The organism is Streptomyces monashensis (genome assembly GCF_001866665.1).
GTDB classification, from domain to species: Bacteria; Actinomycetota; Actinomycetes; order Streptomycetales; family Streptomycetaceae; genus Streptomyces; species Streptomyces monashensis.
Map to the genome: position 1 here is coordinate 1 of NZ_MLYO01000073.1, position 23,881 is coordinate 23,881.

The 23,881-nt window shown below is 64.1% G+C and carries 22 protein-coding genes and 1 pseudogene; 9 read left to right on the plus strand and 14 right to left on the minus strand.

The window, feature by feature from the left end; translation table 11 throughout:
• Positions 1-146 precede the first annotated feature (146 nt).
• The 11 genes from BIV23_RS47495 to BIV23_RS47505 all read right to left on the minus strand — a co-directional run bounded on the left by BIV23_RS47495 (position 147) and on the right by BIV23_RS47505 (position 11,672).
• On the minus strand, positions 147-2,216 hold the full coding sequence (locus BIV23_RS47495; protein ID WP_177240167.1) for a prolyl oligopeptidase family serine peptidase: 2,070 nt from the start codon (positions 2,214-2,216) through the stop codon (positions 147-149).
• Positions 2,213-2,962 carry a 2OG-Fe(II) oxygenase family protein gene (locus BIV23_RS37130; protein WP_143079187.1) on the minus strand — a complete coding sequence of 250 codons (750 nt, stop codon included), beginning with the start codon at positions 2,960-2,962 and terminating at the stop codon, positions 2,213-2,215. Before BIV23_RS37130 ends, BIV23_RS47495 begins: the two co-directional genes overlap by 4 nt.
• Entirely contained in the window at positions 2,949-3,692 is a 744-nt protein-coding gene (locus BIV23_RS47500) for an alpha/beta hydrolase (RefSeq protein ID WP_177240168.1), read from the minus strand. Before BIV23_RS47500 ends, BIV23_RS37130 begins: the two co-directional genes overlap by 14 nt.
• A complete protein-coding gene (locus tag BIV23_RS37135) occupies positions 3,689-4,807 on the minus strand; it encodes a hypothetical protein (RefSeq protein WP_071385390.1) in 1,119 nt (372 codons plus the stop codon). The genes BIV23_RS47500 and BIV23_RS37135 overlap by 4 nt, the downstream gene beginning before the upstream one ends.
• Positions 4,808-4,867: 60 nt before the next feature.
• Entirely contained in the window at positions 4,868-5,566 is a 699-nt protein-coding gene (locus BIV23_RS49905) for a nucleoside/nucleotide kinase family protein (RefSeq protein WP_143079188.1), read from the minus strand.
• Complete coding sequence (locus BIV23_RS37145) at positions 5,553-6,740, minus strand: glycosyltransferase (RefSeq protein ID WP_071385392.1); 1,188 nt, start codon at positions 6,738-6,740, stop codon at positions 5,553-5,555. The genes BIV23_RS49905 and BIV23_RS37145 overlap by 14 nt, the downstream gene beginning before the upstream one ends.
• Positions 6,737-7,786, minus strand: a complete 1,050-nt coding sequence (locus BIV23_RS37150) for a glycosyltransferase family 2 protein (protein ID WP_071385393.1) — start codon at positions 7,784-7,786, stop codon at positions 6,737-6,739. The genes BIV23_RS37145 and BIV23_RS37150 overlap by 4 nt, the downstream gene beginning before the upstream one ends.
• Positions 7,786-8,409 (minus strand): dTMP kinase, encoded by a 624-nt coding sequence (locus BIV23_RS37155; protein ID WP_071385394.1) that lies wholly within the window; start codon positions 8,407-8,409, stop codon positions 7,786-7,788. Before BIV23_RS37155 ends, BIV23_RS37150 begins: the two co-directional genes overlap by 1 nt.
• Complete coding sequence (locus BIV23_RS50820; protein ID WP_177240169.1) at positions 8,406-9,113, minus strand: alpha/beta fold hydrolase; 708 nt, start codon at positions 9,111-9,113, stop codon at positions 8,406-8,408. The genes BIV23_RS37155 and BIV23_RS50820 overlap by 4 nt, the downstream gene beginning before the upstream one ends.
• A gap of 262 nt (positions 9,114-9,375) precedes the next feature.
• A complete protein-coding gene (locus BIV23_RS37165) occupies positions 9,376-10,434 on the minus strand; it encodes a nucleotidyltransferase domain-containing protein (protein ID WP_143079189.1) in 1,059 nt (352 codons plus the stop codon).
• Positions 10,435-10,478: 44 nt separating this feature from the next.
• Positions 10,479-11,672 carry an MFS transporter gene (locus tag BIV23_RS47505; RefSeq protein WP_177240170.1) on the minus strand — a complete coding sequence of 398 codons (1,194 nt, stop codon included), beginning with the start codon at positions 11,670-11,672 and terminating at the stop codon, positions 10,479-10,481.
• Between the two features lie 597 nt (positions 11,673-12,269).
• Here BIV23_RS47505 and BIV23_RS49910 point away from each other — a divergent pair.
• Complete coding sequence (locus tag BIV23_RS49910) at positions 12,270-12,620, plus strand: hypothetical protein (RefSeq protein WP_218161907.1); 351 nt, start codon at positions 12,270-12,272, stop codon at positions 12,618-12,620.
• Positions 12,621-13,272: 652 nt separating this feature from the next.
• Here BIV23_RS49910 and BIV23_RS50825 read toward each other — a convergent pair.
• Both BIV23_RS50825 and BIV23_RS54150 read right to left on the minus strand, forming a co-directional pair.
• Positions 13,273-13,592, minus strand: a pseudogene (locus tag BIV23_RS50825) (transposase); the annotation flags it as partial.
• A gap of 62 nt (positions 13,593-13,654) precedes the next feature.
• Entirely contained in the window at positions 13,655-13,828 is a 174-nt protein-coding gene (locus BIV23_RS54150; protein ID WP_177240171.1) for a hypothetical protein, read from the minus strand.
• A 990-nt stretch (positions 13,829-14,818) separates the two neighbouring features.
• On the opposite strand from BIV23_RS54150, the gene BIV23_RS50835 reads away from it, so the two are divergent.
• Positions 14,819-15,070 carry a hypothetical protein gene (locus BIV23_RS50835; protein ID WP_177240172.1) on the plus strand — a complete coding sequence of 84 codons (252 nt, stop codon included), beginning with the start codon at positions 14,819-14,821 and terminating at the stop codon, positions 15,068-15,070.
• Positions 15,071-15,734: 664 nt separating this feature from the next.
• Here BIV23_RS50835 and BIV23_RS37185 read toward each other — a convergent pair.
• Positions 15,735-16,058, minus strand: coding sequence for a hypothetical protein (locus BIV23_RS37185; RefSeq protein ID WP_071385399.1), 324 nt, complete (start codon positions 16,056-16,058; stop codon positions 15,735-15,737).
• 324 nt (positions 16,059-16,382) lie between these two features.
• Here BIV23_RS37185 and BIV23_RS37190 point away from each other — a divergent pair, with 324 nt between their 5' ends.
• From BIV23_RS37190 to BIV23_RS37220, 7 genes are all read left to right on the plus strand, one after another.
• The gene (locus tag BIV23_RS37190) at positions 16,383-17,003 is read left to right on the plus strand and encodes a hypothetical protein (protein WP_071385414.1); all 621 of its coding nucleotides are present in this window, start codon (positions 16,383-16,385) and stop codon (positions 17,001-17,003) included.
• 333 nt (positions 17,004-17,336) lie between these two features.
• On the plus strand, positions 17,337-17,837 hold the full coding sequence (locus tag BIV23_RS37195; RefSeq protein WP_071385415.1) for a toxin: 501 nt from the start codon (positions 17,337-17,339) through the stop codon (positions 17,835-17,837).
• Positions 17,834-19,015 (plus strand): MAB_1171c family putative transporter, encoded by a 1,182-nt coding sequence (locus BIV23_RS37200; protein WP_071385400.1) that lies wholly within the window; start codon positions 17,834-17,836, stop codon positions 19,013-19,015. Before BIV23_RS37195 ends, BIV23_RS37200 begins: the two co-directional genes overlap by 4 nt.
• Before the next feature lie 70 nt (positions 19,016-19,085).
• Complete coding sequence (locus BIV23_RS37205; protein WP_071385401.1) at positions 19,086-20,273, plus strand: MAB_1171c family putative transporter; 1,188 nt, start codon at positions 19,086-19,088, stop codon at positions 20,271-20,273.
• Positions 20,274-20,302: 29 nt separating this feature from the next.
• Positions 20,303-21,790 (plus strand): NAD(P)/FAD-dependent oxidoreductase, encoded by a 1,488-nt coding sequence (locus BIV23_RS37210; RefSeq protein WP_071385402.1) that lies wholly within the window; start codon positions 20,303-20,305, stop codon positions 21,788-21,790.
• A gap of 25 nt (positions 21,791-21,815) precedes the next feature.
• Positions 21,816-22,283, plus strand: a complete 468-nt coding sequence (locus BIV23_RS37215; RefSeq protein ID WP_342746403.1) for a DUF6545 domain-containing protein — start codon at positions 21,816-21,818, stop codon at positions 22,281-22,283.
• The gene (locus tag BIV23_RS37220; RefSeq protein ID WP_071385404.1) at positions 22,276-23,673 is read left to right on the plus strand and encodes an NAD(P)/FAD-dependent oxidoreductase; all 1,398 of its coding nucleotides are present in this window, start codon (positions 22,276-22,278) and stop codon (positions 23,671-23,673) included. Before BIV23_RS37215 ends, BIV23_RS37220 begins: the two co-directional genes overlap by 8 nt.
• Positions 23,674-23,881: the final 208 nt, after the last annotated feature.

Here is a 23,881-nt window from a genome sequence, read left to right on the forward strand (position 1 = left end):
CAGACATCACCTTACGAACCGCCCACTCAGATCCTCAGGATCTAGTGTCTCGTGTGTCCAAGATCAGGGGTCAAGCCCCAGCCTCCATCATGCACAGCTCAACGAGCTACCTGGACCCCGAGCCATGGTCACCCCGCAGGGGCTCGTCAGCCTGCAATCCGTTCTATCCCTGTCAGTGCGGCAAGGAAGCCGAGTTGACGAGCCGCAAGAGCCGCGCCACGGGAGACGGACAGGACGCCGTGACCGGCATCCTCTTCGACATGGATCAGCACAGGCGCATCATCTTGTCCGGCACCAGCGGCCTGAAGGCGCGCGCAGAGTTTTCGCGCGTGCGCGGGGTCGACTCGCGCATCGGCGGCACCTACGCTGAACAGCAGCGCAGGATATTTCTCGCCTTCGCGCACATTGTGGTGGGGCGAGTATTCACGCATCCACGCCCTCGCCTCTGGATTGCAGGGATCGCCGTATTCGGGCAGACCATTGACTCCCAGGGTCAGAACGTCGTAGCGCAGCATGTCTGTCAAAGGAGCGACACACACCGCCCCGCGGTAGAGGTGCGGCTGCTGGATTACTGCGGATGCCACCACCATTCCGCCGTTGGAGTGGCCCATGGCGCACAAAAGGCGGGAAGACGTCAAACCGGATGCGATGAGATGGCGTGCAGCCGCGTTGAAATCCTCAATGGCGTTGATCTTCTTGTCGAGTCGTCCGGCATCGTGCCACGCCCGCCCCTTCTCCCCGCCGCCGCGCACGGCCGCGTATGCCCATACGCCACCCGCGTTGACCCAGGCAGTAGCCATGGCGCTATAGCTGGGCGTCATGACTGATCCGTAGCCGCCGTAGGCCGTCAGCAACAGGGGTCGCGGGGTCGTATTGGGGCTGCGATCGCGCTGAGAAATAATCAAACCGACGGGCGTTCCATCATGAGATGAAAACTCGGTCTGCCGTGTCACGATCCGCCCGGCCCGTGATACCGCCGAGGACTTACTCCGAAATCCTTCTCTGGGGGACGGTTGTCCAGGTATGGAAATGTCGTAGTAAAGAATGCAGGGCGGGGTGACGAAATCAGAATAGCCGACCCAGAAACCACTCAGAGACTCTCGCTCGGGATAATCATCCACCGTTATTCCTGTGACATTGCCACTGCCAGGCAACGCCACGTGAGCCACGAACTTTCCGTTCTCAGCGTCGTGCACGGAAACTGCGGACAGTCCGTCACGCATCCAATGAACCACGAACACCGAGAGGCCGTTCGAATCCACGATTCGCCTGACCGCTTTCAATGTCGCGCCTGGGTCCTCGGCAAGTACCTCACGCCAGCCGCTGGAATCTGAGGTTGCAGGGTCGGCGGCCACCAGCCTGCCCCGCTCGCCTGCGCCAGCGATGCGCATGTATAGCCGTCCATCTCGCTCAAACCATGCGACAGCGTTGCTGTTTCGCTCCTCGTCGACCAGTTGCTTTGGGCTTGACTTGCCCGTCGTATCGACGAGCCACAGACCTCTGGCCGGCGAGGATCCCCTCCGGGTCGCCACCGCCAACCAGCGACCGTCCGGTGAGGTCTGAAGCCCGTAGTAGGTGTTCGGTTGAGTAAAAGGCTCCCCTAGCAGTACATCGCTATCCGGTGTCGTGCCGACTCGGTGGCGTAGGACCACGCGTGGAGCGACTATGTCTCCATCCGGTGTGAGCATCCTGCGGGTGTAGTAGAACTCGCGGCCCCCAGGCAGCCAGGCCAGCGCCGCCGCTCGGGCCCCCGGGATCGGCCCGTCCAGGATGTCTCCGCTGTCGGTTGCGACGATGGTCAACCGTGAGTCTTCAGTCCCGCCCACTGAGGTGAGCAGAGCCACCTTGTCCCCTTCGTTACTGGGGAACCATCCATCGAGCGAAGTGTTGCCGGACGGGTCCTCGACGAGGGGATCGTAAACGGTGACGGCCTCGTCCTCTTCACCGACGAAGAGAACCTGGCGCTCGTCGCCAGGCCGCTTACGCAGGTAAAAGCTCCGCCCCGCGCGTCGCTTCAGAGAGCTGCTCGCATCAGCGCGCGTGAGCTGCTCCAGGGTCGCGGTGAGCTCTTGCACCTCTGGATGCAGGGCGTACCAGCCATCGGTGCGGCGCTGCTGCTCTTGGCCCCAGGCGACTGTGGCAGGAGCCTGCTCGTCCTCAAGGAACCCAAATGGGTCCTCGACTGGGCGCACGTGGGGTTCCTGTTCCTCGGTCACGACTTCCGCTCCACGCGGCTCCGTGGGCCCTGCTGCGTGTGTGGGAGGACCTTGCTGCGCGGCATTCTGCCGCCGTCGACGTGGTATCGGCATGTCGCGGTGGCGCGATGGGCCAACGCGGTCGGGAGGATCGGCGTGGTCCAGTGGACGACATCGGCGTGCTTCATGATCAGGAGATCGCCGGCCGCCAGCACGACGGATACGCCGTTGGCCAGAACGAGTTCTCCGCCGCAGTCAGCGTGGGGGGCGGTGAGACAGATCATGATCTGGAAGTCCCCGGTCGTATCGTCGTGGGGCGCGATGGAGTCTCCGATGCCGTACCGGTTCACCCATCGACGGGTTGTGACCACCGGACTCGTGAATCCGGTGACGCTCGCGATGGCTTCCACGAGCTCAGTGGCCAGGGACAGTACGGAGAAGGGCTCTTGTGCTTCGGTATCCGCGAACGGCGTATAGGTGTTGTCGAGCAGATCGATTGACCACGCCCCTTCCTTCGTCTCCACTCGTTCGGTTACGAGTCCTGGCACTGCGCTGAGATGTTCATCCAGCTGGGACATCGTTTCTGGCGAGAACAGGGCCGGAACATGTGCGATCGTGTCCCGGGTGACCAGTCGCGTCAGCTCGGGCAGTTGGGCGCGTAGGCGCTGGCCTGCATCGCATACCTCGCGAGCCACTTCTTTCTGGCGTCCCACGTTGTCGGGTGCGAGGTTCGCGGCGAAGGTATTGGCGATGTCATTGTTCCACATTTATGGTTCCCAGCTTGATCATTCGAGCCGCATTGGCGACAACAACTCTGGTCATGGCGGCGCGTGGCTCAGCCCTCTGGAAGAGGTGATCACCGTCAGGGATTTCGTGGATGTCTATCCCTAGCGCGGTGAGTGCCGCTCGATTACCGATTGGCTTGTCCAGCCCACCTCTCACAACCACGGCCGACACGCGCCGGAAGTCGAGGTCGGCCAGTGGCTTGTGCGTCGTCAGATCCCGCGGAAAGAGCGTCGGCAGTTCGTGCTCTCCGCCACGGATCAAGCGAGGCGGCGGCGGACGCTGGTCTCCATCGGAAAGGTCGCTGGAAACTGCGACGAGCCCATGTGCCAGGGGGTCGTTTGCGGCTGCACTCGCTGCAGCTAGAGCGCCCAGGCTGATGCCGCAATAGATGACAGGGACGGACCTACTCAGTTCTGCCAGGCCGTGGTCTGCCGCTGTCCGGGCGTCCTGGGCCATCGACGTGACGGTTGGGTGTTCCGCCGGGTGTGAGGAATCACCGCAACCACGTGCGTCGAACCTGATGGCTGCGAGTCCCTGAGCAGTGAGCGCGACGGCCAGATCCTTGAGTAGTCCTCCTGGCCCCACGCGGTCTCCCGTCAGGCCGTGGCATATAACTGCGAGGCCCACCGGTTTGGGGGGGGCGTTGAAGGTGCAGGCAAGCCATTCGCCGCTGGCGAGAGAGATGATGAGCTCACCGTGCGGGTTGGTCACGCCTGCTCCGGCGATGGGTAACGGTGTGTGAAGCAGGGCTTGGCCACGCGAACGTGCTCGTAGACGTGCCGGCTCTCGCCCGGGTTATCGCGCAGCTTGGTCTTGCGGAACTGGCTCAAGTCGATGCGACGGCCATGCTGGGAGACAACCGAGGGCAACCGCGTGGGGTGGACGCCGATCCGCACGCGCATCTTCTTGAGGTATTCGATCTGCTTGATGATGCAGTAGCTGCAGTCCAGGCAGGTCTCGATGTTCTCCGACCAAGCGAACCATGAGGAGGTGGCCTCGAGCTTGTGATCGCCTGCTGGCACGGTCAGCAGGTTGTAGTTGCTCTTGAGCTCCTCGATGTAGACGTCGGAACGGCAGAGCATGCGCAGAAAGTTGATGTCACCAGTGGTGCCCTGCTGAAGTACGAGCGAATCGTCGATGATGTCGAACTCGTACCCCATCGCTGAGACCGCGTCCAGGTTCCTGGGTGCCGACAGATCGTGCACCCAGCACTCCATGCCGTGAATGTATGCTCCGGCGCAGCTGGTCTTGTGGAAGCACTTGACCCCCGCAGCGTCACAGTACTCGACCAGCAACTCCTCGACAGGCCTTTGTATCTTCTTTTTCTTGTACGGATCGTGCAGTCCACCCAGCACGAGCAGACCCGTGTGTTCGGCTGCTACATCGACGAATTTCTGGAGCGTCTTGGGGTCGTCGTTCAATCCGCGGATGATGGGGCGGGTGAAGACGAGCGTATTGGGAAAGATCTGCCGCAGCTCTCGGATCATTACCACGCGGTCGTCGAATGATATGCCACCCTCGTCCAACGCTGTCAGCGAGTAGAAGACCACGACCTGCGAGACGTCGGCGACACTTCGCAGCTTGTCGAGAACCGCAGCGTCGGGGCCGGCCTTCGTGAAGATCGCGATAGGCGCGCGGTGCCACCTCAACTCGCGGAGCTTAACGATGGTGTTGTCGACCTGTTCGGGGATGAAAGGGTCACCGTATGTATCGTTCACCGAGACAGGAAGCGTCTGCGACCAGGTCGGCCCAGCAGGGTCGTGGCGCATCAGGGGGTCGTCGAGCAGCTTCGGCGTATCGAGGAAGACGGGTGACGAAGCAGGCACAGGAATTCCTTTCGAGAGAAGTAGCACCTTGGCGTCGTGATCAGCTCCGGTGATGAGAGCTCACTGGTGCAGATTCAGCAAGGCTGAGAAGAGCTTGTCCACGACCTGTTGCAGCGGTCCGGTATTGGTGACGAAGACGTCATGCGGGGTGTTGTCCGTGACGGAGGTCTCGGTTGCGTGCACAGATGCCTGGCTTGAGGCATATCCGTCGCGAGTGAGCAGTCTTGCGCGGCGGGTGTGGTCATCCACTCGTAGTCGCACGGTCGTGAATCCATAACGACGACACAGCGCCAGTTCGTCCTCGAAACGGCAGTCAGCCACGTATGCGGAAACCTGAGGTCCCAGCTGTGTCAGCTTCGCTTCCATGCCGCGAAGCCAGTAGCGGGGGTTCTGTGTGCGTCGGACATCCGTACCCCACCACTGGTAGAGAGCGCGGGCAATGGGAGCGTTCGGCACTGAACCAAGGGCCGAGACGTCATTGAGCCTTTGCAGAGCGGCTTGCGCCGTATGTGGCTCGATGCGGAGCTTGTCTGCGATGAAACGTTCCGCCGAGGCCGGAGGCCACTCATGCGCGGCTTCGGCGCACCTCAGCAGCTCGGTGACCTCGCCCTTGACCAGATCTCCGAACGAAAGTCGGAGAGGGGCATGGCCTGCCTCGTCGAGCGCTGCTCTGCCGACGGTGTCCTTGCCTGCACCGGATAATCCGGAGAACGCAAGGCGCAGCGGTTGCCTGGAATCTGAGAAACTACCTCCGGCCACGGAATGAGACCCTCTCCGGTTTCAACCATCCTTCGACACAGCCACGGGAATAGGCCAGGTGTTGGGCAAGACCTGCGTACCCCGTGACGGTCTCGAAGTAGAGACAGTGCAAGGGATCGGCCTCGAGTCGTCCGATCGGTTCCTCGACCAGGAAGTTGGGGTATTCCGCAATGGCACGTTCGAAATGTTCGATTGCTTGCTCGTGGTCTCCCATGGCCTGGGCCACCATCCCCCGATTGATTCCGGCATGAACCAAACCGGGATCGTCACGCTGTACAGCGGCGAACGTGGCGTCGGCCGAGTCGAGGTCGCCGGCCTCCGTCTGGCACACGCCGATCATGTTGACCAGTGCCGTGTCAGTGGGCTTGAGCTGCAACCCGGTGCGGTACGCAGCAAGAGCGTCCTCGTTACGTCCCACGGAGCGCATCACATGCCCGCGGAAGAACCAGACGGTTGGATTCGCCTTGTCGGCGCGCAGGGACTTGTCACTCCACTCGACCGCCTCGTCGAACCTTCCCAGGATGCGCATGTTGAGCCCTATGTATCCGAGGAGGACCGCGTCGTCGGGCTGTGCCTCAAGCTGCGCTTGCATGAGCGACATGTACCGCAGCGCCTTGGCTTCGCGCTCTGCCCTGGATCGCATGTGCCCGACGTGGGTGAGGATCGCGTCGGTTGTGCCGATCCGAAGTCCCGCACGTGCGATTGCAGGCTTAACGGATTCGTTGATCCGCCGTTCGTAGCGGATCCGCTCATCGTAGCGAAAGGCCCTGACTTCCCGGCCGGTATAAAATCCGCCCCCGGCAAAGAAGTTATAACGCAGCATCGCAATGGCGCCAACATCTGTCGACTGATCCTCCAGACCACTGCGCAGCCGCTTGGCCTGATCGGGGTTCAGCCGCTCATCAGCATCCAGAAACAGGATCCAGTCCGCTTGGTCCACGAGTGCGAGTGCATGGTTGCGGGCTGCGGAGAAGTCATTTGTGAACGGATGGTCCGCAACGGTGTCCGCTTTCTCGCGGGCAATGTCACGTGTGCGGTCGGAAGACCCGGTGTCCACCACGATCACGCGGTCGCAGATGCTGCGAAGTGAGAGCAGGCACTCCTCGAGGAACCGCTCCTCGTCTTTGGCGATGACACATCCAACAATGCGAGGATGCCGAGCGGGTATGTTCACAAGTATTCCTCCACGACTGTGCCCTGAACGGCGGTCACGGTGTCTCGTAGCTGCTGCCAGGCATCCTTGGGATAGAGCAAAACGTCTGAAGGGCTAGACAGCAGGCTGCAGAGCGCGGCGTCCGTAGCGCTAGGTCCCGCTACAACCAGGAACACGGACGTGTCGGGGCCTCGGCGTGTAACCAGGTCGCGCAGAATCTCTCCGGTGAGTTGTTGGGCGCAATGCACGACTAGTGCGTGTTCGGGGACCTTCCGAACGCCGGCGAAGCGTCGGAAGCAGTCGAGGAAGTCAGCGTTTCCTTTTGGATCGAACGCCGGAGCCAGGCGACCGTAGGGAGCGGCCTCGGGGTGTTTGGCGACCATCATCTCCAGGTTGGCCTGCCAGCCTTGGAACCGGTCCCGAGTCATCGTGCGGTCGTGGTACTGGTGGCCTGCGACATGCCCGAGCGCGAAGGCCCAGCGTGCTCCCGAGCGGCTGAGACGCAGGCCAAGTTCGATGTCTTCGAGGCCCCATCCGCGGAATCTCTCGTCGAACACTTCCTGTGAACTACCGACACGGTCCAGCAGTGATCTGGGCACAGAGAGAAAGCAGGAGTAGGCAAGCGCCCACGGCCTTGGATGGCTGGCAAGGTTGTAGGAGTACAGATCGGCGAGCAGTTCTCTGCTGTCACGTCGGGAGGATGGGCCGGGCGTGTGCTCTCCAGGGGCCAGGTGGCGCCGAAAGCCCGTCATGACCAAGTCCTCAGCAACGGCGTGGGCTCGAACGAGGTCGGCCGGCAGCTGGGGGGTGACCACGATGTCGGAATCGAGGAAGAGCAGAAGGTCCCCTCGGGCCTTTCGGATGCCGGCATTTCTGGCCGCACCCGGGCCGACGCTGCGTTCATGACGCACCACCTGACATCCGTACGATCGCGCTACGTCGGTGCTGGAGTCGGTGGAACCATCATCAACGACGATGACCTCGCAGTCGGGCAGCTCCGTGATCGGCGCGAGGGTGAAAGGCAGGTGATTTGCTCTGTTCTTGACAGGGATGATGACGGACAGCATTACGCACGCTCCAGTTGCAGCCATCGCCTGGCCGCTGCGACCAGTTCATCGACTCTGCGGGTCGCATCGAGCCGCATCAGTACGTCGTCCAGGCCGGGCTCGGACAAGATCTGGGACAGGGCTTCCCTGGCGAGGGAAAGCGACGATGCATCATCGAGTACGCCGGAGGCCCCTCCACGCTGTCCGATGCGATGCAGCGCCTCGGCGATACCTATGTCCAGATGGATCAGCAGATCGGGCTTGGGCACGCAGTCCAGTACGCGCCGGAAAACGTCCAGCTTGTTGCCGAACACCTGCTGATTGGCTCGATGCGACCACACATAGCGGTCACACACCACGTCCGTGCCGGTCGCGAGAGCCGGAAGCACCTCGGTCTCGATACTGCCGAGCAAGCCGTAGGTGAGGTGGGATGCGATGACATCCTCCTCGGCTGGTCCCGTAGTGCGTTCAGCGAAGCGGACACCCGCTCGCACGCGCGCGATCGCGGCCGGGTCGAACGCGAGCGGGCGCACCATGACCGCCATGCGCCCTTGATCTTCAAGTTCGATGCGAAGGGCCTCACACAGCGTGGACTTGCCGCTTCCGTCTATGCCCTCGACGACGATCAGCCGGCCAGAGGTCACTGCAACCACTCCATCACATGATCTGTGACCCACGCTCTCTCCCGCAGCGTCAAATGGGTCTGCGCAGTCGACAGCCACGTAGTCGACGGGACCTTGGCCGACGTCAGACCGGTCAGCAGGTCCGTCAGCACGCTGCGAGGAAAGTTGAGCCCCCCGCAGCATCGGGCCTCGATCCCAAGGTCACTGACCGCACCGGCGTGACCGCTCCCGACCGTCTCCCATGGGCTGAACCGTCGACCTGACGTGGCGTCGAGCAGGTCGCGGAGTCCGAGAACTGTTGGCGGACGCAGGGAAAGCAGCTCGCAGTCGGCTTCCTGGGGCACTGCAAGGGCACCCGCTCCCCTCGCGATCACGACGAGACGTAGGCAACGGGACTTCAGCCAACTGATGGCCGAGGAGACCTGAAGCCGCCACAGGTCGAAACTCACCGGGCCGGAATCGTTTCCGCAGCCGGACAGTTCCAACCGCAGGGAACCGAAGCCAGCCTTGTGTCCACGATCTGCTAGCTCGGACCAAAGATAATTGATGCCAGACCGCGGCTCTCCCATGCCCGGCACAATAAGAAGAGCGGTGTCTTTCTCGGCCGGATGCCATAGACCCGGCGACAAGTCATGACCAGTGGTTACGTAACGAGGGATGCCGACACTGTCAGGCAGTGTGCCCCGGGCCGCGAGAGAGGGCTGGCCCCATTGGACGTTTGTCATACGTTCGCTCCTCGAGGCGCACCGAGTGTCAAGCCGCAGGATGCACGCCCATCTGCGATGGGTTCCATCGCATTGAGGCGGCGGCCAACACCGACAGGTCGGCCGCCGCCTCTCTCTACGCAGACTGTCTGCGTCAGGTGGGAAGCGTGGTCGGCTCCTCACCCTCGATCTCGAAGTCGTCGTCGTTGTTGGCGATCATTGTGCACCTCCTTTCTTCCTACTCGAAGGGAATCCCTCGTCTCCTGACGGACTCAAAGTCTCGTCATGAGACGGCAACCCCAAATTCCAGCAGCTTGTCAACTGCCTTCAGGAACTTGTGGTCGTCATTTGAGGACAGCTCCGGGTAGCGCCCTCGGGTCTGATCCGGAACATCGGCGATCCGAAGCCCGGAAAGCGTTGTCCAAACCTTCATCATCGGCTCTGTCACCCTGTGCACCTTGTCCGGGCCGTGCAAGATCAGACAGTCAGAAAGCCGAATGGGAAAGAAGTAGGGTGACCTGCGGGGTCCCTCATTCTCCAGCTCAGGCACCACGACCGAAGTGAGGGGCTTGTCCCATCCGTTCATCGTCCCGATCGCGGCCATGTCGCCTGCAAGCGTCAAAAGACCCTCAGCGATCCGCGTCGCTTCCTGAACAGACGGCTGATAGTCCAACTCCTGGTTCCTGGCGCGCCAGACGCGCTTGGCGAACGGCGCGCACGCACTGGAGCGTGCAAGCCGCGCAGCAAGGAACTTCCGGCCGATGTAGTAGTCACCCGCAGCCGCCAGCAGCACCTCGGCGCCGTGACACAGCGCGAGTTCGGCCGCATCGATCGCGACCATGGGGTCACCGCCCTGCAAGGAGCCCAGACAATCCTCTGCAAAGCTCATGGCCGCGAAGGAATGGTGAGTCATGACCGTGTGCCGGACCGATTCAGTGTCCAGTGAATCGATCACCTCGCGGAAGTCTTCCGCAATTGCAAGGGGCGTGCCCAGCGCAAACCGGACGAGTTTCCCCAGTCCTTGCTCGCCCAAGGACAGAGACGAGTAGTCCGTCATGGTAAAGCGATAGCTCGCGCCATGAGCGAGGAGCGACTTGGCCTTGTCCACGCTGATCGGATTAACCTGAACGACGCGCCCTTCCCGATTGAAGCCTCGATAGAATTCTTCGGGATCGTCCGCATCGACCACCATGTGCAAGTCGATGTCCGAAAAGGCGTGGCCAAGTCCGGCGGAGAGGCTACCGCCGAGGAAGGCATATTTAACCCGAGGTGACTCACTGAAATTTTCTTCGTAGACCGCGCGCACTATCTGGAGGTCGCGATCATTGATCAGAGTAGACATCATGCGTCCTTGTAAAAGGTCAGAACTCAGAGGGAGGAGCCCACTCACTGCGCCGAGGCAGTGGACGCCGACGGCGGCGCAGTCTGCTCGTCCCGCGATGCGAGCTGCGCCGCACGCCGGTTTCTCTGCTGCCGACTCATCAGATGCAGAGCCGCTCCCACCAAACCGGCCACCGCACAGCCGCCCCAGAGCGGTAGCCGGCCGGCTTCTTGCAGGCAATAACCGCCCACTATCGGGCCTACGGCGCTAGAGACGGTGAACGCCATCATCGCCACGCCCTGATAGCTGCCACGGAGATCGCTGCGCACAAGCTTCATCATCAAACTCGGTGCCACGCACGACCCAACCATTTGTCCGCAGGTCCAAACTACGGCCGCCACCGCATAGCCAGCGAAACCAGGACCAAGGGTACTAAGCCCGAATCCCGCGCCTAGAATCGCCGCTCCACATGCCAGCGCAACCGACTGGTCAAGCTTGCGGAGTATGTTGGGCACATACGGCTGGAGCGCAATAATCATGCCACAGTTGATCATAAAAATTGCGGCGTAAACTCTCGGTCCAACATGATGCAATGCCATGTCGAGCGGCAAGGAAGACCCCTGCTGACTCAGCAGTAGACCGGATATGAATCCAACAGCAACGAATCCCACGAATACGCGATCACGAAAGACGTAAGCTATGCCTGGCCGGTCGCCGTCGCTCTTCGTTTCCACCCCTGCGTCAGTACGTTGCGGCAACCCTATTACCAGGATGACACCTGCTGCAAAAGTAGTGGCAGCATCGAGCGTGAACAGGAGGGGAATATGCTTGTCGGAGAATATTCCAACCACAGCCGAGCATCCTGCGAGTCCTATGTTCGTTGCCCACGTGTTCAGCGAATAGGCCCGAGCAGTATCATCCGCTGGCACCACATCGGCCACCGCAGCAATCGCTGCCGGTTGAGAAAATGCGCCGCTCACCCCTAGAGCAACCGCAAGGAATCCAAGAACTGGGGCGGACCAGACCGGAATGAGAAGGAGCATCAGGACGGCCGAGGTCGTATATCCAAGGGCGATTACTTTTCGGCGACCCCATCGATCTGCACAGATTCCTCCTATAAGTGCTCCGACGGTGCTGCCAACGCCGCGAAGTCCGTTGATGATGCCGATACCTGCAGCATCCAGAGCGCCGTTCCTCGCGAGGGCGAAGGTCAATGTGAGGAGGACAAACGCCCCCATTTGATTGATGAGAGTTGCCATCCACAGATACCAGAAGGGGCGAGTCAACCCCCTGAAAACGCGCATTCTTCACCCCCGTCACGCATTTCAACGCTTGAAGCAACCCACGTTCAATGATCAACGAAGGAAGATCGATTGAGTATTGAACATCTCCGAAGTAGTGGCTCGCGGGCAGTTGTTAATTCCGCTTCGTGCCCTGCGGGTGAGTCATGCCCTGAGCGTGCACACTATCTGTCCCCCGGTTTGCGTTTGATCTCGCACTGCAATCTCACATGAACTTAGCAACAAGATCAATGGCACGAGGCGTAAAGAGTTGATCAAGCGGCAAGAGTCGGTCTCCGGCTGGCTGGATCCGGGCGCCGCGATATATGCGGGGTGAGCTTGGAGGACAAGGGACGGTGCGCCGAGGTTCGGGTGGATCGACCTCGCCCGCAGTTGGCTGAATTTGGTCGGCGCAGTCCCTGCGGAACAGGCCCCGAGCGAGCAGGAGCATGTCGAGATCGGACAGATGGACTCCGAGTTCGCCAGCCGAGAGGAAAGGGGCAAGAGAGTGGGTTCCAGAGCGAATGCGTTTGGTATCTTCTAGGCATGAATGCAACTAGGGCGATGTGGCCAAAAATGGATATCTGGCAGCATGCCGATAGTCTTGTAGAAAACGGACGTATCATCATTGATCGCGCGGCTGGTTCAGCTCATCCCAAGATCCCTGAGTTCATCTACCCTCTCGATTACGGGTACATCGAGGGCACTCAAGGCGGAGACGGTGAAGGGGTCGATGTGTGGGTGGGGCGTGCATCCATTGCTGCGGTAACAGCAATCGCTTGCACCGTCGACCCTTATAAGAGCAACGCTGAGCTCAAGTTGTTCTGGCGCTGCGGTCCTGAGGAGGTCGCACTCGTAGAGCGGTTCTATGAGCCCCAGCCGCAGGCTGCTCTTGTCCTGCTGCGTCCAGGCCTGGTGGGCGACTGAGCTCCCGCACATGTTCCGGTTTGACGGACACCATCGGTGTAGCAGTCAGGCCGGGCGGCGTCGTAGCCAGCGATGGCATCCCGCCAAGTGGTGTGACAGCGGTCTCCGCATAACCCGTGGTCAGGGCCGGCCATCGCGCAACTATCCGGATAAAGGCGCTCGTTGAAGCGCGATGGCCCATCCCAGCATGACTTACTCCGCCTGACCGAGTTGCTGCGCACGGCGGGTCATGTCCCGCGGGGTGGTGTAGTCACGGCTGAGGCGTCCCCCAAGGCCGGGTAGTTAAGGAACTTGCAGGTCACGCAAGGAGTGTTGGCGAGCTTCGGATGTGGAGCAACGGAGCTCGTTGGTACAGGCAGTCGTCCAAGACAGCTTGTATTCAAGGAGCTCCGTTGGGGGTCAGGCCCGGCGGAGAACCACGGCGCAATCATCACTGCTCTGTTGCTTTGGCTGCCTCGGACCTGTTCGAACCCCCTTGACAACAGCGCAAATCCGTTAACTACCTGGCCTTGGGGGGGAGGCCCCTACAGTGCGGTTGCATTGAACCTCATCCGGCTTGACGCCTGGTGGAACGGCCACCCCCTCGATCGCACCCGTAGTAGCCACCTCGCCCGACTCGAACTCGCCCTCGCTTCCTGAATTAACCACCAGGATCATCTCCTTGGCGAAATACGCCGCTGCCCGGCGCAGGATCTCCCGCTCGAGCTCCCACTCCTTCTCCGCCTTGCGCAGCCGCCCGTTCTCCGCGCGCAGCCGGGCCAGTTCCTCATCCCGACTCTCCGCGCTCTGCTCACCGTGGCTATGAGCGCGGCCCGCGTGCTCGTCGGCCTGGCGCACCCAGCTGCGCAGCGTCTCGCCGGTCACCCCGACATCTGCCGCGACCGCCGCGTACGTGCGCTTCCCGCCCGCCGCGCGGTACAGCGCGACAGCGTCGTTCCTGAACTCCGCCGGATACGGAGACTTACGTCCCACCAGGACACCTTCCCTTGGATCTGCAGATCCATTGTCAGAGTGTCCACGTCACGGGGGTCGCCTCACCGCTGGACGCCACCCGGCAGGGCTGCAAGGTGGGCAATCTGGCTGAAGAACGCCAGGGCCGCCGCCGCCCGCAAGGCGCAGGAGATCGAGTAGCGGCGTGCCGAGGGCCTGCCGGTGGAGTCGGCGGCCGGTGCGCTGTCGGACGAGCGGCGCGAGCAGCTGGAGGACATCGCCCCGTCGTGGTGCCCGCCCTGGCCGGTGGCGCTGTCCCTCGGTGGGCGCCTGGTCCACCAGCCAGACTTGCGCGGCGGTCATCTTTGGCCATGCTCCCTCGCCTCGCAGACGGCTTCCCATTCGGCAAAGGTGAGGCACTCCTCTGCAGTGCGTGCCCGCCAAGCTCGCGTGGCTTCAGCCAAGGAAGCAAGGATTCGATTGCGGATGACGAAGGCCGGCGGTTCGGGCTGAGCGGGTTCGGCGGTCGAGCGCGAGGACTCCAGGCGAGAGCGCAGCTGGGCTGAAGCCTCAAGGAATTCCTGGTTCGGGGGGACGCCAATCGGGGTGTGGTCTGTACTGGCCTTCTGCCTGAGCGAAGGGGACTTGTCTGTGGACTCGGACCAGCGGGCTATGAGTAGGCCAGCTGGTGAGACTGGCCGGGCAGGGGTCCGCCACGCCAGGAGGTCTGCTGCGATGTCTGGGGTGCTGTGGCCGGTGTTGATCCAGGGTCGTAGGGCGAAGGCGAGTCGGCGGAGGCTCTCGGCCTGCGCCCAGGGCACTCTCGGGCGGATCCAGGCAGCGACGGACACCGCGTGAGCGGCCTGTTCCGGGCTGGCTCGATAAGGCTCGGGGACACAGGGTGCCTGGCGCCTTTGCGGCCGGGCGCGCCTCAAGGTGTTGTTTATCTTCTGTTCAACATGAGCTGAAAGTCGTGGGTGGTTGGTGTTACAGGAAGGGGTGTCACGGTGGCGGCGGTTGGGTGGCCGCCGGTGTTGCCGGGCCTGGGTGATGGCCTGTTCGCGGCCGCGTGCGGTGAAGCCGACATGGCGGGCGTTGTAGCCATGGCCGCGTATGCAGTGTCCGTACGCTTCGTCCCACGCTCGGGGAACGACGGCGGCGTAGATGGTGGCGGTGCCAGCCCATGTACCGCTGCCTGGTGGACGGATGTTGGTCCGAGAGCCGTGGACTACCCAGACGAGGAGCCCTAGTTCGCGAAGCACGGTGATGTGCCGCTCGAGGGTGCGTCGGCTGATGCCCAGGCGTTTGAACATGGCATCGCGGCAGTAGGCGACCTGTCCGTCGGCGTTCAGGCGGGCGGCGAGATCCTCAGCGACACGCAGTGTGGTTTCGCCGGCCCTCGGGTGAAGGCCTTCGCTGATAGCCCAGCGGGAGGCTCGCAGGAAGTCGGCGCGCCGGGTACGGCGGGACGCAGTCGTGCCGATCTCTTGAGCAATGCGCTCGCGAACCAGGACGAATGAGCGGTTTGCGAGCATGCGCTGTTGTGGCTGCGCCGGGGTCGGCTGTGGAGCGGACTCCTGGACCGGCGGGCGGGCATGCTGCATCATGACGAGAGCACGCGCTCCTTTCGGGCGTGCGAGGGCCCACGACAGTGGGTTGGTATTGCGCAAATGGAGTAATCCGCCCTGGCAGGGGCGGTTCTTCTCGGCCTTGGGCCGGGACTTCACCGTGTGAGCTGGACACTCGGACGGTGGTGATGTGTATGCGGCGGACGAGCTGCGGTGCTGGACACACCGTGCGGCGCGCCGCCGCGGGGCGTGCCGCACAGGCTCGCCCCGCTAGTCATTCATGCAGGCATAGGGCTCCTGAAGTGTGTATGCGTTACCGACCTGGTAGTCGTGCCTAGGCGCCGTCGATGGGAATCGCCACGAGGCGATGTCTGACTACCGAAGTCGGCGGCGGGTGGCTGCGTTGAAGAACAGACAGGGCAGGTGTAGGCCCTCTGGGCAGCCCAGCCTTGAGGCCGTCGTGGCTGTCCCGTTCGTACATGACACCTGCGTGCGGGGAGTCAGGGGCGTGGCTCTGAGCACACGGGAAGGAAGCCTGTTGATCGTTCGACGCGCGCGGGGTGGCTGGGCGTGATCCACGCCTATGTGCGGAAACGGGCCACCTGAGACCGCTTGCTCAGTCGAGAGATCTGTACGGGTTTCGGTACGTGGCAGCGCGGTCGTACAAGCGTTCACGCGCTCTGCCGCTGATCCTGCGCATGCCGCCGCGTGCCTTGTTGAGCGATCGGGAAATGTCTGCGATCACTAGCATGGATTCACCGAACTGATCGAAGATCCCGGAGGACGACGGGGCCCACACGCCATCCGGCGCATGCTGCTCCACGACCTCCTTGCACGTGGTGACGAGCTCCGTCATCAGGCGATGAAATTCGGCCCAATCCGCATCGGTGAAGTCGCTTTCAGTCACCCATTGCGCATCCCGCACCGCTGGCGTGCGCATAGCCAAATCTCCCAATGGTTGAAGTGTGAACGGATGATTGGCAGCCCAGGAGCGTACGCCGGCGGGCTGGCCACCGTCCCGGCTGAAGATCCATCGCCAGGATGGCGTCGAACGACCGGACCACTCAGGGCGGTTGACTACGACTTAGCCCCGGCGAGAGTGATCACGGTGCGCAGCGATCCTGCTACCGCGCAGCTCGGAATGTCAACTATGCCTTCCACTATGAGCAAAGGTAGTTAACATTCTGGCTTGATGTCGCAGGGAGCGGATACGCTCGACGGGATCCTCAGCACGAACTTTCGCCCAGGCCCTTGGAGCAACTCGGTGGCAGCAGATGCCTACGCCCAACTGGCAGACACTCTTGAGCGCCTCGCTGACGTGGTCGCGCCGAAGAGGCTTGTGGACGTCCTGGACATCGAAGACCTGTCCCAGCGCACGGGCATCCCGTCCGAGACCGTTGTCGTACTCCTCGAGGGCGGCCGGGTGGAGGAGACATCGGTCAACGACCGTGTACGTCAGCGGTTGGCCTTCCTGCGGGAGACGCGGCGCCGGCCGGACGGAAGGCGCTACACCCTCGAGGAACTGGGGAAGATCACTGGTGGGGTCACGCGCCAGACGATGCAGAAGTGGCGTGACAACGGTACGCCCAGCATCGAGGCTGCGGACCTGCTGCGTCGGTACTTCGATTTGCCGGCAGGCTTCATGACCGCTGACGAGCCGGAAGCGCTGAACGAGGCGCTCCAGCCCCAGTTGCGGGAGCTTGGAGAGCAGTGTGATCCGTTTGCCCAGCTGCCGCCGGAGTTGCGTCGGCTGGCGTTGCGTTCTCCCGATGTCGCCGCGAAGACCATCAGTTTCATGGCGGCTTGGGCCATGGAGATCACGGAATCGGCCGTGACGAACGAGGCCGGCTCCCCGGCGGAGGACTCGCCGGCGGACGACGCCTGAGACGTCAGCCTGTCGCTCTGAGGGGAATCCGGCGCCCGTCAGGCGAGCATCACTTTTCGGCCAGCCGATCTGGCTGCCGGAGTCCCCTTCCGGCGGTACACCCGTTTTCTCCCCGGGCACGCGGATCCCAGGGTGGTGGCCCAAACGTCGGCGTCCTTGGCATATTGAGGTCATGCATGACCGCCAGGCGGTGCTTGGTGCAGCTGCTGGCTCGTCCGCGGTTCCTCCCGACGGCAGACGTCCATGAGACCCGCGGGGAGAAGTGTGCGCACTATCGGAGAGAGGCACCAGCTGGTGAACGGCTTGCTCGGAAGGGCGCGGACGAACAGGGAGATGCGCCGGCTGGCGGGCGCGTTGATCGACCCCATCCGCGTTCCGGTCCCGGCCGACCCCAACGTGTTGCTGGACGCGCTCATCACGTCCGTCAGCCAGTGGCGTGGCCGCCGGGTCCAGGTGCACCAGAGAGCCTTTCCGCCGGTGCTGCGTGCAACCGGGTTGTGGATGGAGCGGGCCAACCAGGACGGCACCATCGCCGACCACATCATCATCGAGGAGCACGCCGCCGCCTGGCACAAGCTCGTCATTTTCGGTCACGAGGTGTGGCACATGCACAAGGACGAGGCGATTGACCCGTCCGCGCTGGCCGCCGCGACCCGCACCGACTTCGTCGAGGCTGCGGAGAAAGAGGCTGAAACGTTCGGCCTGCTGGTAGCCCAGCGTCTGCGGCCGTGGCTGCAGGCGGCACCAGACTCTGTGTACGCAGCCAAGGGCGGCGTCGACAATCTGGCCGGTCGCATCGGGGCCGCGTTGAACTACCGGGGGACCAAGTCATGACCGCCCTGATCAACTTTGTGAGCTGCGGTGTGCTGTGGCTCGGACTCAGCCTTAAGCTTCGAGACCTCATAGGTCACAGGAGCGACCCCTTCCTCCGCACCATCACGGCGCTGCTGGCCCTGGCAAGCCTGTGTTTCCTGTTCGGCGCCCCGCCCACCGTGGGTGCCATCAACGGGATCAGCGGGATCCCGAACCTGGCCGCTCCCCTGACCTACGCGGTCATTACGGCCTACGGGGCGTCCTCCCTGGTACTGGTGGTCTACTGGCGCAACGGCACCCGCGGGCGACGGACTGCCCGCCGCTGGATCATCAGCTATGCCATCGTCGTCGCCGCGATCGGTGTGCTCTTCGCGCTCGGTACCACACCCGTGGAGCGGCGGACCGACTTCGACACCTACTACGCGCGAACCCCGTACATCAGCGCGATGATCGTGCTGTACCTCGTGGCCCACCTCCTCGCCGTCACCATCACCTGTGTGTGGTCCCTGCGTTGGGCCATGGGCCGCACGGTCCATGGATGGGTGCGTGCCAGCCTGTTGACACTCGCCATTGGCACGCTGATCGGCGCCGGCTTCAGCATCACCAAGCTCGCGGCCGTCATCGCCCTGTGGAGCGGCCACGACCTGGACTTCCTCTCGACGCGGCTCTCTCCCGGCTTCGCCGGGCTCGGCGCCTTCCTGACAGTCGTGGGCGTCCTCTTGCCGTTCTTCGGGCACCACGTGACGCACTGGTGGCACGAACTGCGCCTGTACCGCCAGCTCGCGCCGCTGGACCGGCTGCTGAAGGACTTCCTCAAGCGCCGGGCGCTGCGGCTGCACCGGCCGCGGACACTGTCGGTATGGGTGACCTGGCGCCAGACGAGCATCAACAATGGGCTGGCCGCCCTTCAGGACTATTTCGACCGGGACGTGTACGAGCCGACGCTCGAGCGCGAGCTGGACGCTTCGGGCGATCGTACGGCGGCAGAAGTTGTCGCCCTGGCCGCGACCATCGCGGCCGCGGCCCGCAGCGAGAGCACCGGACAGCCGCCCCTGGGCTGGACGGGGCAGCCGGGTCTCCTGGATCCGCACCACATGGAGTTGCACACCCTGGTCCGGATCGCTGCCGCTCTGGCCCGGTCCGAGCGGGTGATGCCCTTCCTGGCGCACGGCGCCCCGGCCGCGAAGAGCCGTACCTGACTCCTCCTTCGGCAGTACGCCCCCTCCCGCCCTCACCCCCCACGCGCGGGCCTGATTGGAGTTTTCAGGCATGAGCATCGTTGTGTACGTCGCGGCAGCCGGTCTTGCGGTCGCGGCTCTGCTGCTGCTTCCCGGGCCCCGGCTGTCCCGGCGTAACCCGCTCACGGTCTCGACCTGCATCTCTGCCGCTCTCGGGGCAGTCTGCTTCACGTGCTCGGCTCCCGCGACGCTGGCTCGGGTCAACGAGATGACGGGTGTCCCGAACTTCGGTGCTCCGCTGACGTACTCGTTCATCTCCGCGTACAGCGCCTCGGTACTCATTCTGCTGATCCACTGGCGCGGCGGCCCGCAGGAGCAGATCCGGGTGATGGTCACGCGGATCGTCATCGCCTACAGCATCTTGATCGTCGCTGTCATCACCCTGTATCAGCTGGGCAGTACACCGGTCGAGCGTTTGCAGGACCTCGATACCTACTACGCCCGCACCCCGTACATCAGGGAGATGATCGTTCTCTACCTGGTCGGGCACGCGGTGTGCGCGGTGAGCATGATCGTACTGAGCTTGCGCTGGTCCCGCACCGTCACCGGGCTGCTCCGGACCGGGCTACGGCTGATCATGGTCGGCCTGATACTGGACGCCTTCGGCTTCGTCCTCACGAAACTCGTCGCTGTCGCGGCCCGCTGGAGCGGGTACGATCTCGACTGGCTCTCCACCACCGTGGCCCCGCCGGCCGTTTCCCTCGGTGCTTTGATCACCAGTGCCGGATTCGTCATTCCGCGGCTTCTTCCGACAACGCGCGACCACTGGCAGAGCATGAGGGACTACCGCGCACTGCTGCCCTTGTGGGAGCAGGTGAAGGATGTGTCCACCGCGCCCAAGCCCTCACCGTCGCGGTGGCGGCTGCCCAAGGACCGGCTGCAGGTGCTCGAACTAGCCATCCATGATGCTCTGCTGCAACTGGTCCCCGCCTTCAACCAGGGCCTGGGCAGGACCGTGTACGTCCGCGCCCTCGACCACGGCCGCTCCCGCACCGAGGCTCTCGCCGTCTCCGAAGCCGCCATGGTGGTGGATGCCGCAGCCGAGGCAGGCGTCTCCTACGACTCTTCTACGGCCCCGCAGGACATGCCAGTTGAAGTGGACCGCTACCGTCTCCTTGCCACCACCGCTTCCGGCACGAAGGAACTCGTGCAGCTCGCCAAGGCGCTGGTGCAACTGGCCGCCGTCCAGGAGCCCAGGCCCCGCACAAGGGTGCGGTGATGACGTCCACCCCTGACACAAGGAGTCCCATGTCCCGTACTGCTGTGGTCATCGGCGCGGGAGCTGCCGGCATTCTGGCCGCGGCCGCTCTCGCGCTCGTGGTCGACCAGGTCGTCGTGCTGGAGCGCGACGCCCTCCCGGACGGGCCCGAGAACCGCAAGGGAGTGCCCCAGGGCCGCCACGCGCACCTCATGATGGCCGGCGGCCTGGACGCCATGGACACGCTGATCCCGGGCATGGACATGCGCAAGCACCTCATCGCCTCGGGCGCCAACGAGATATCCCTCTGCCGTGACATGGTCGTCTTCTCGTCAGTGGGATGGTTCCACCGGTGGCGTCACGCAGATCCCCTCATCGTCACGTGCAGCCGGGCCCTGCTGGACTGGGCAATACGCACGGCGGTGCTCAAGTCCCTCAACAACATCGAGATCCGACAGGCCAAGGCCATCGACCTTCTCGGTGATTCCGAGCGCGTCCGCGGCGTGCGCATCGCCACCGCCGGCCCGGACACCCCGTTCGACGCCGACTTCACCGCCAAGTACGGGCTCCAGCTCTCCGCCGACCGCGGCGAGGCCGATCTGTACGCCGACTTCGTGGTGGACGCCAGTGGCCGCGGGTCACGCATCTCAACCTGGCTCGGCAGCATCGGCGTCAACGACATCCCCGAGCGGACCCTGGACTCCGGCCTGGTCAACTCCACCCGCCTGTACCGCATCCCCGAGGGCGCCGGAAGCTGGCCGCTGACCATGATCCAGCCGAACCCCTTCACCGGAGGACCGGCCCGCAGCGGCATGATCGTGCCGATCGAGGGCAACCGGTGGATGGTCAGCCTCGGCGGGTCGCGGGGCGGCGAGCCGCCGAAGGACCCGGACGCGTTCCTGCAGTACGCACTCGACCTGCCGCACCCGATCGTGGGCCAGCTCATCGCCGGCGCCGAGCCGCTCACGCAGGTCTTCACGAGCCACAGCACCAGCAACACCCGGCGCTACCTGGAAAAGGCGGCCGTCTGGCCTGAGAACTTGGTGGTACTCGGAGACGCACTCGCCACGTTCAACCCGCTCTACGGCCAGGGCATGAGCGTCGCCGCCCTGGGTGCCCAGGCGTTGGCGAAGACCATATGGCATCGCTGGGGTTCGCAGGGCCTTGCCCGCCGTGTACAGCGTGAGGTCGCCAAGTCGGTGGACGCCGCCTGGACCCTCGCCGTGAGTTCCGACGTCCTGTACCCCAACGTGATCGGCGGCGAGCCCACCGCTACGGACCGCCTGGCCGCGCAGTACACGCGCCGGCTGACCCGATCGGCGACCGGCTCATACTCTGCTGCGTCAGCGCTGTTCGACGTGACCAGCATGAGGAAAAGCGCGCTGCGGCTGATGCAACCCAGGCCGCTGCTCGCCGCACTGACCGGCCCAGCGTTGCCTTCCCTGTCCGGTCCCCCGCTCACGCCCGCCGAGCAAGAGACCCTCCGCGGCCTCATCCGCGCCGGGCAGATGGGCCAAGGCCCGCAGCCCTCGGCGTAGTACGCCCGCTCTGCCGACGCCCTGCGTGGAGCGAATCCGGCACAGCAAACGTCCTGCCCAGGGCAGGAGCCATGCCAGCGGTCCCTGGTGGAGGGCCCTCCGGCAGGTACCCACCCCTGGCGCGATTCGTGTGACGCTGCCATGGTGGCGTGCGCCGCCGGCCGTGCTCCTCACCGGACGCAAGACTGCTCTGTACGACGCCATCCTCGCGCTGACCCCCTACTGCGACTCCGCCGTCCGCGAGTTCGCCTACCGATCGGCACTGCGCAACGGCGATGACGAGACCCACGCCGCGGTCACCGCTGACGCCGCCATGCTCCTCATCGCACGCGACCGGCAGCGCACCGGCACTGAACAACTGCAGGAGACGACACGCATACCGGCACACCGCGTGCGGGACCTGTTTCCCCTGTCCTTGGCACTCACCTCGCCCGTACTGCCGAATCTCCTGAACCAACTCGGTACCCCAAAGAAAGCAGCCCATCATGAGTGAGGTCTCGCGCCGCAGCCCCGCCCGGGTAGTGGTCGTCGGGGGCAGCATGGCCGGCATGCTCGCCGCGGCCGCAGTCAAAGAACACGTCGACACCGTCGAGATCATCGAGGCGCACGAGTTGCCCGACGGATCCGCACCCCGCACCGGCGTCCCCCAGGCCGTTCACATCCACATGCTGCAGACCGGCGGCGCCGAGGCGATCGAGACCCTCCTGCCCGGCAGCACCGACCTCCTGCTGGCCGCAGGCGCCAACCGCATACCTGTCACCACCAACATGGTCATCTACTCCCCCGAGGGCTGGTACCGCCGCTGGCGGCGCGCCACTCACCACCTCATCTCCGCAAGCCGCGACCTGACCGACTTCATCATCCGCGAACAGGTACTCAAAGACCCCCGGGTCAGCGTCCGCACACACACCAGGACCGTTGGCCTGCTCGGCGACCACCGCACCGTGACAGGGGTACGGGTCCGCACCGCAGACGGCTCGGAGGACGAACTACACGCCGACCTGGTCATCGACGCCTCAGGACGCTCCACCCGCACACCCCAGTGGCTCGCCCAACTCGGCATCACCGACCTCAAACAGGACGAAATCGACTCCGGCCTGGTCTACGCCAGTCGGATCTACCGCGCCCCCGTCCCCACCCACAACTGGCCCATGATCGGTGTGCAAGCAGACCCACGACTACCCGGGCCGGGCAACGCAGGCGGCCTCCTCCCGATCGAAGGCGACCGCTGGCACGTCAGCCTGATGGGCACCCCCGGCGCCCACCCCACTCGGGACGCCGACGCCTTCGAACCCTTCGCCCGCACCCTGCGCCACCCCCTCATCGCCGACCTCCTCGCACACGCCGAACCGCTCACCGACGTCAGCGTCACCCACAGCACAGCCAACCGACGCCACTACTACGAACGACTCACCCACTGGCCCGAGGGCCTCATCGCACTGGGTGACTCGGTCGCAGCCTTCAACCCCGTGTACGGGCACGGCATATCAGTGGCGGCACAAGGCGCCGTCGCCTTGCGTGACCTGCTCACCAAGGGGCATGCCACCGGACTCGCCCGCCACGCCCAACGTGCCATCGCCCGCCCCATCGACAGCGCGTGGGCCCTCGCCACAGGACAGGACATCCACTTTCCCACCACAACGGGCAAGAGCCCGACCATCACCGATCGCCTCGTACACCGTTACGTCAGCCGCCTCTCCCGCACCGCCACAGGCTCCTTCCACGCCGCCACGGCCCTGACCGACGTCCTCGCCCTTCAGGCCCCGCCCACCACACTCGTCAAACCCAGTGTGCTGCTGACGGCCCTCCTCGGTCCCCTCCGCACGCCACTTGACCGCCCCCAGCTCACACGGGCCGAGCACGACCTCCTGAGTGGACGTTAAGCTCGTCCGACACGCCCCGGGCTCGGCGGACACGGCTAGGGTCGGCCACTTGCCGTCGCGGCCAGGGAACACCGCGCAGAGCACGTCGACGGGCAGCGCTCCTGCTGCGCCGCGGACATGCGGCACCCGCGCTCCGCTCGATCCCCGGTACGCCTTCAGTGCGCGCACGGGGGGAAGCCCTGGTCGCTTCTGCCGTCCGCTCCGCTTG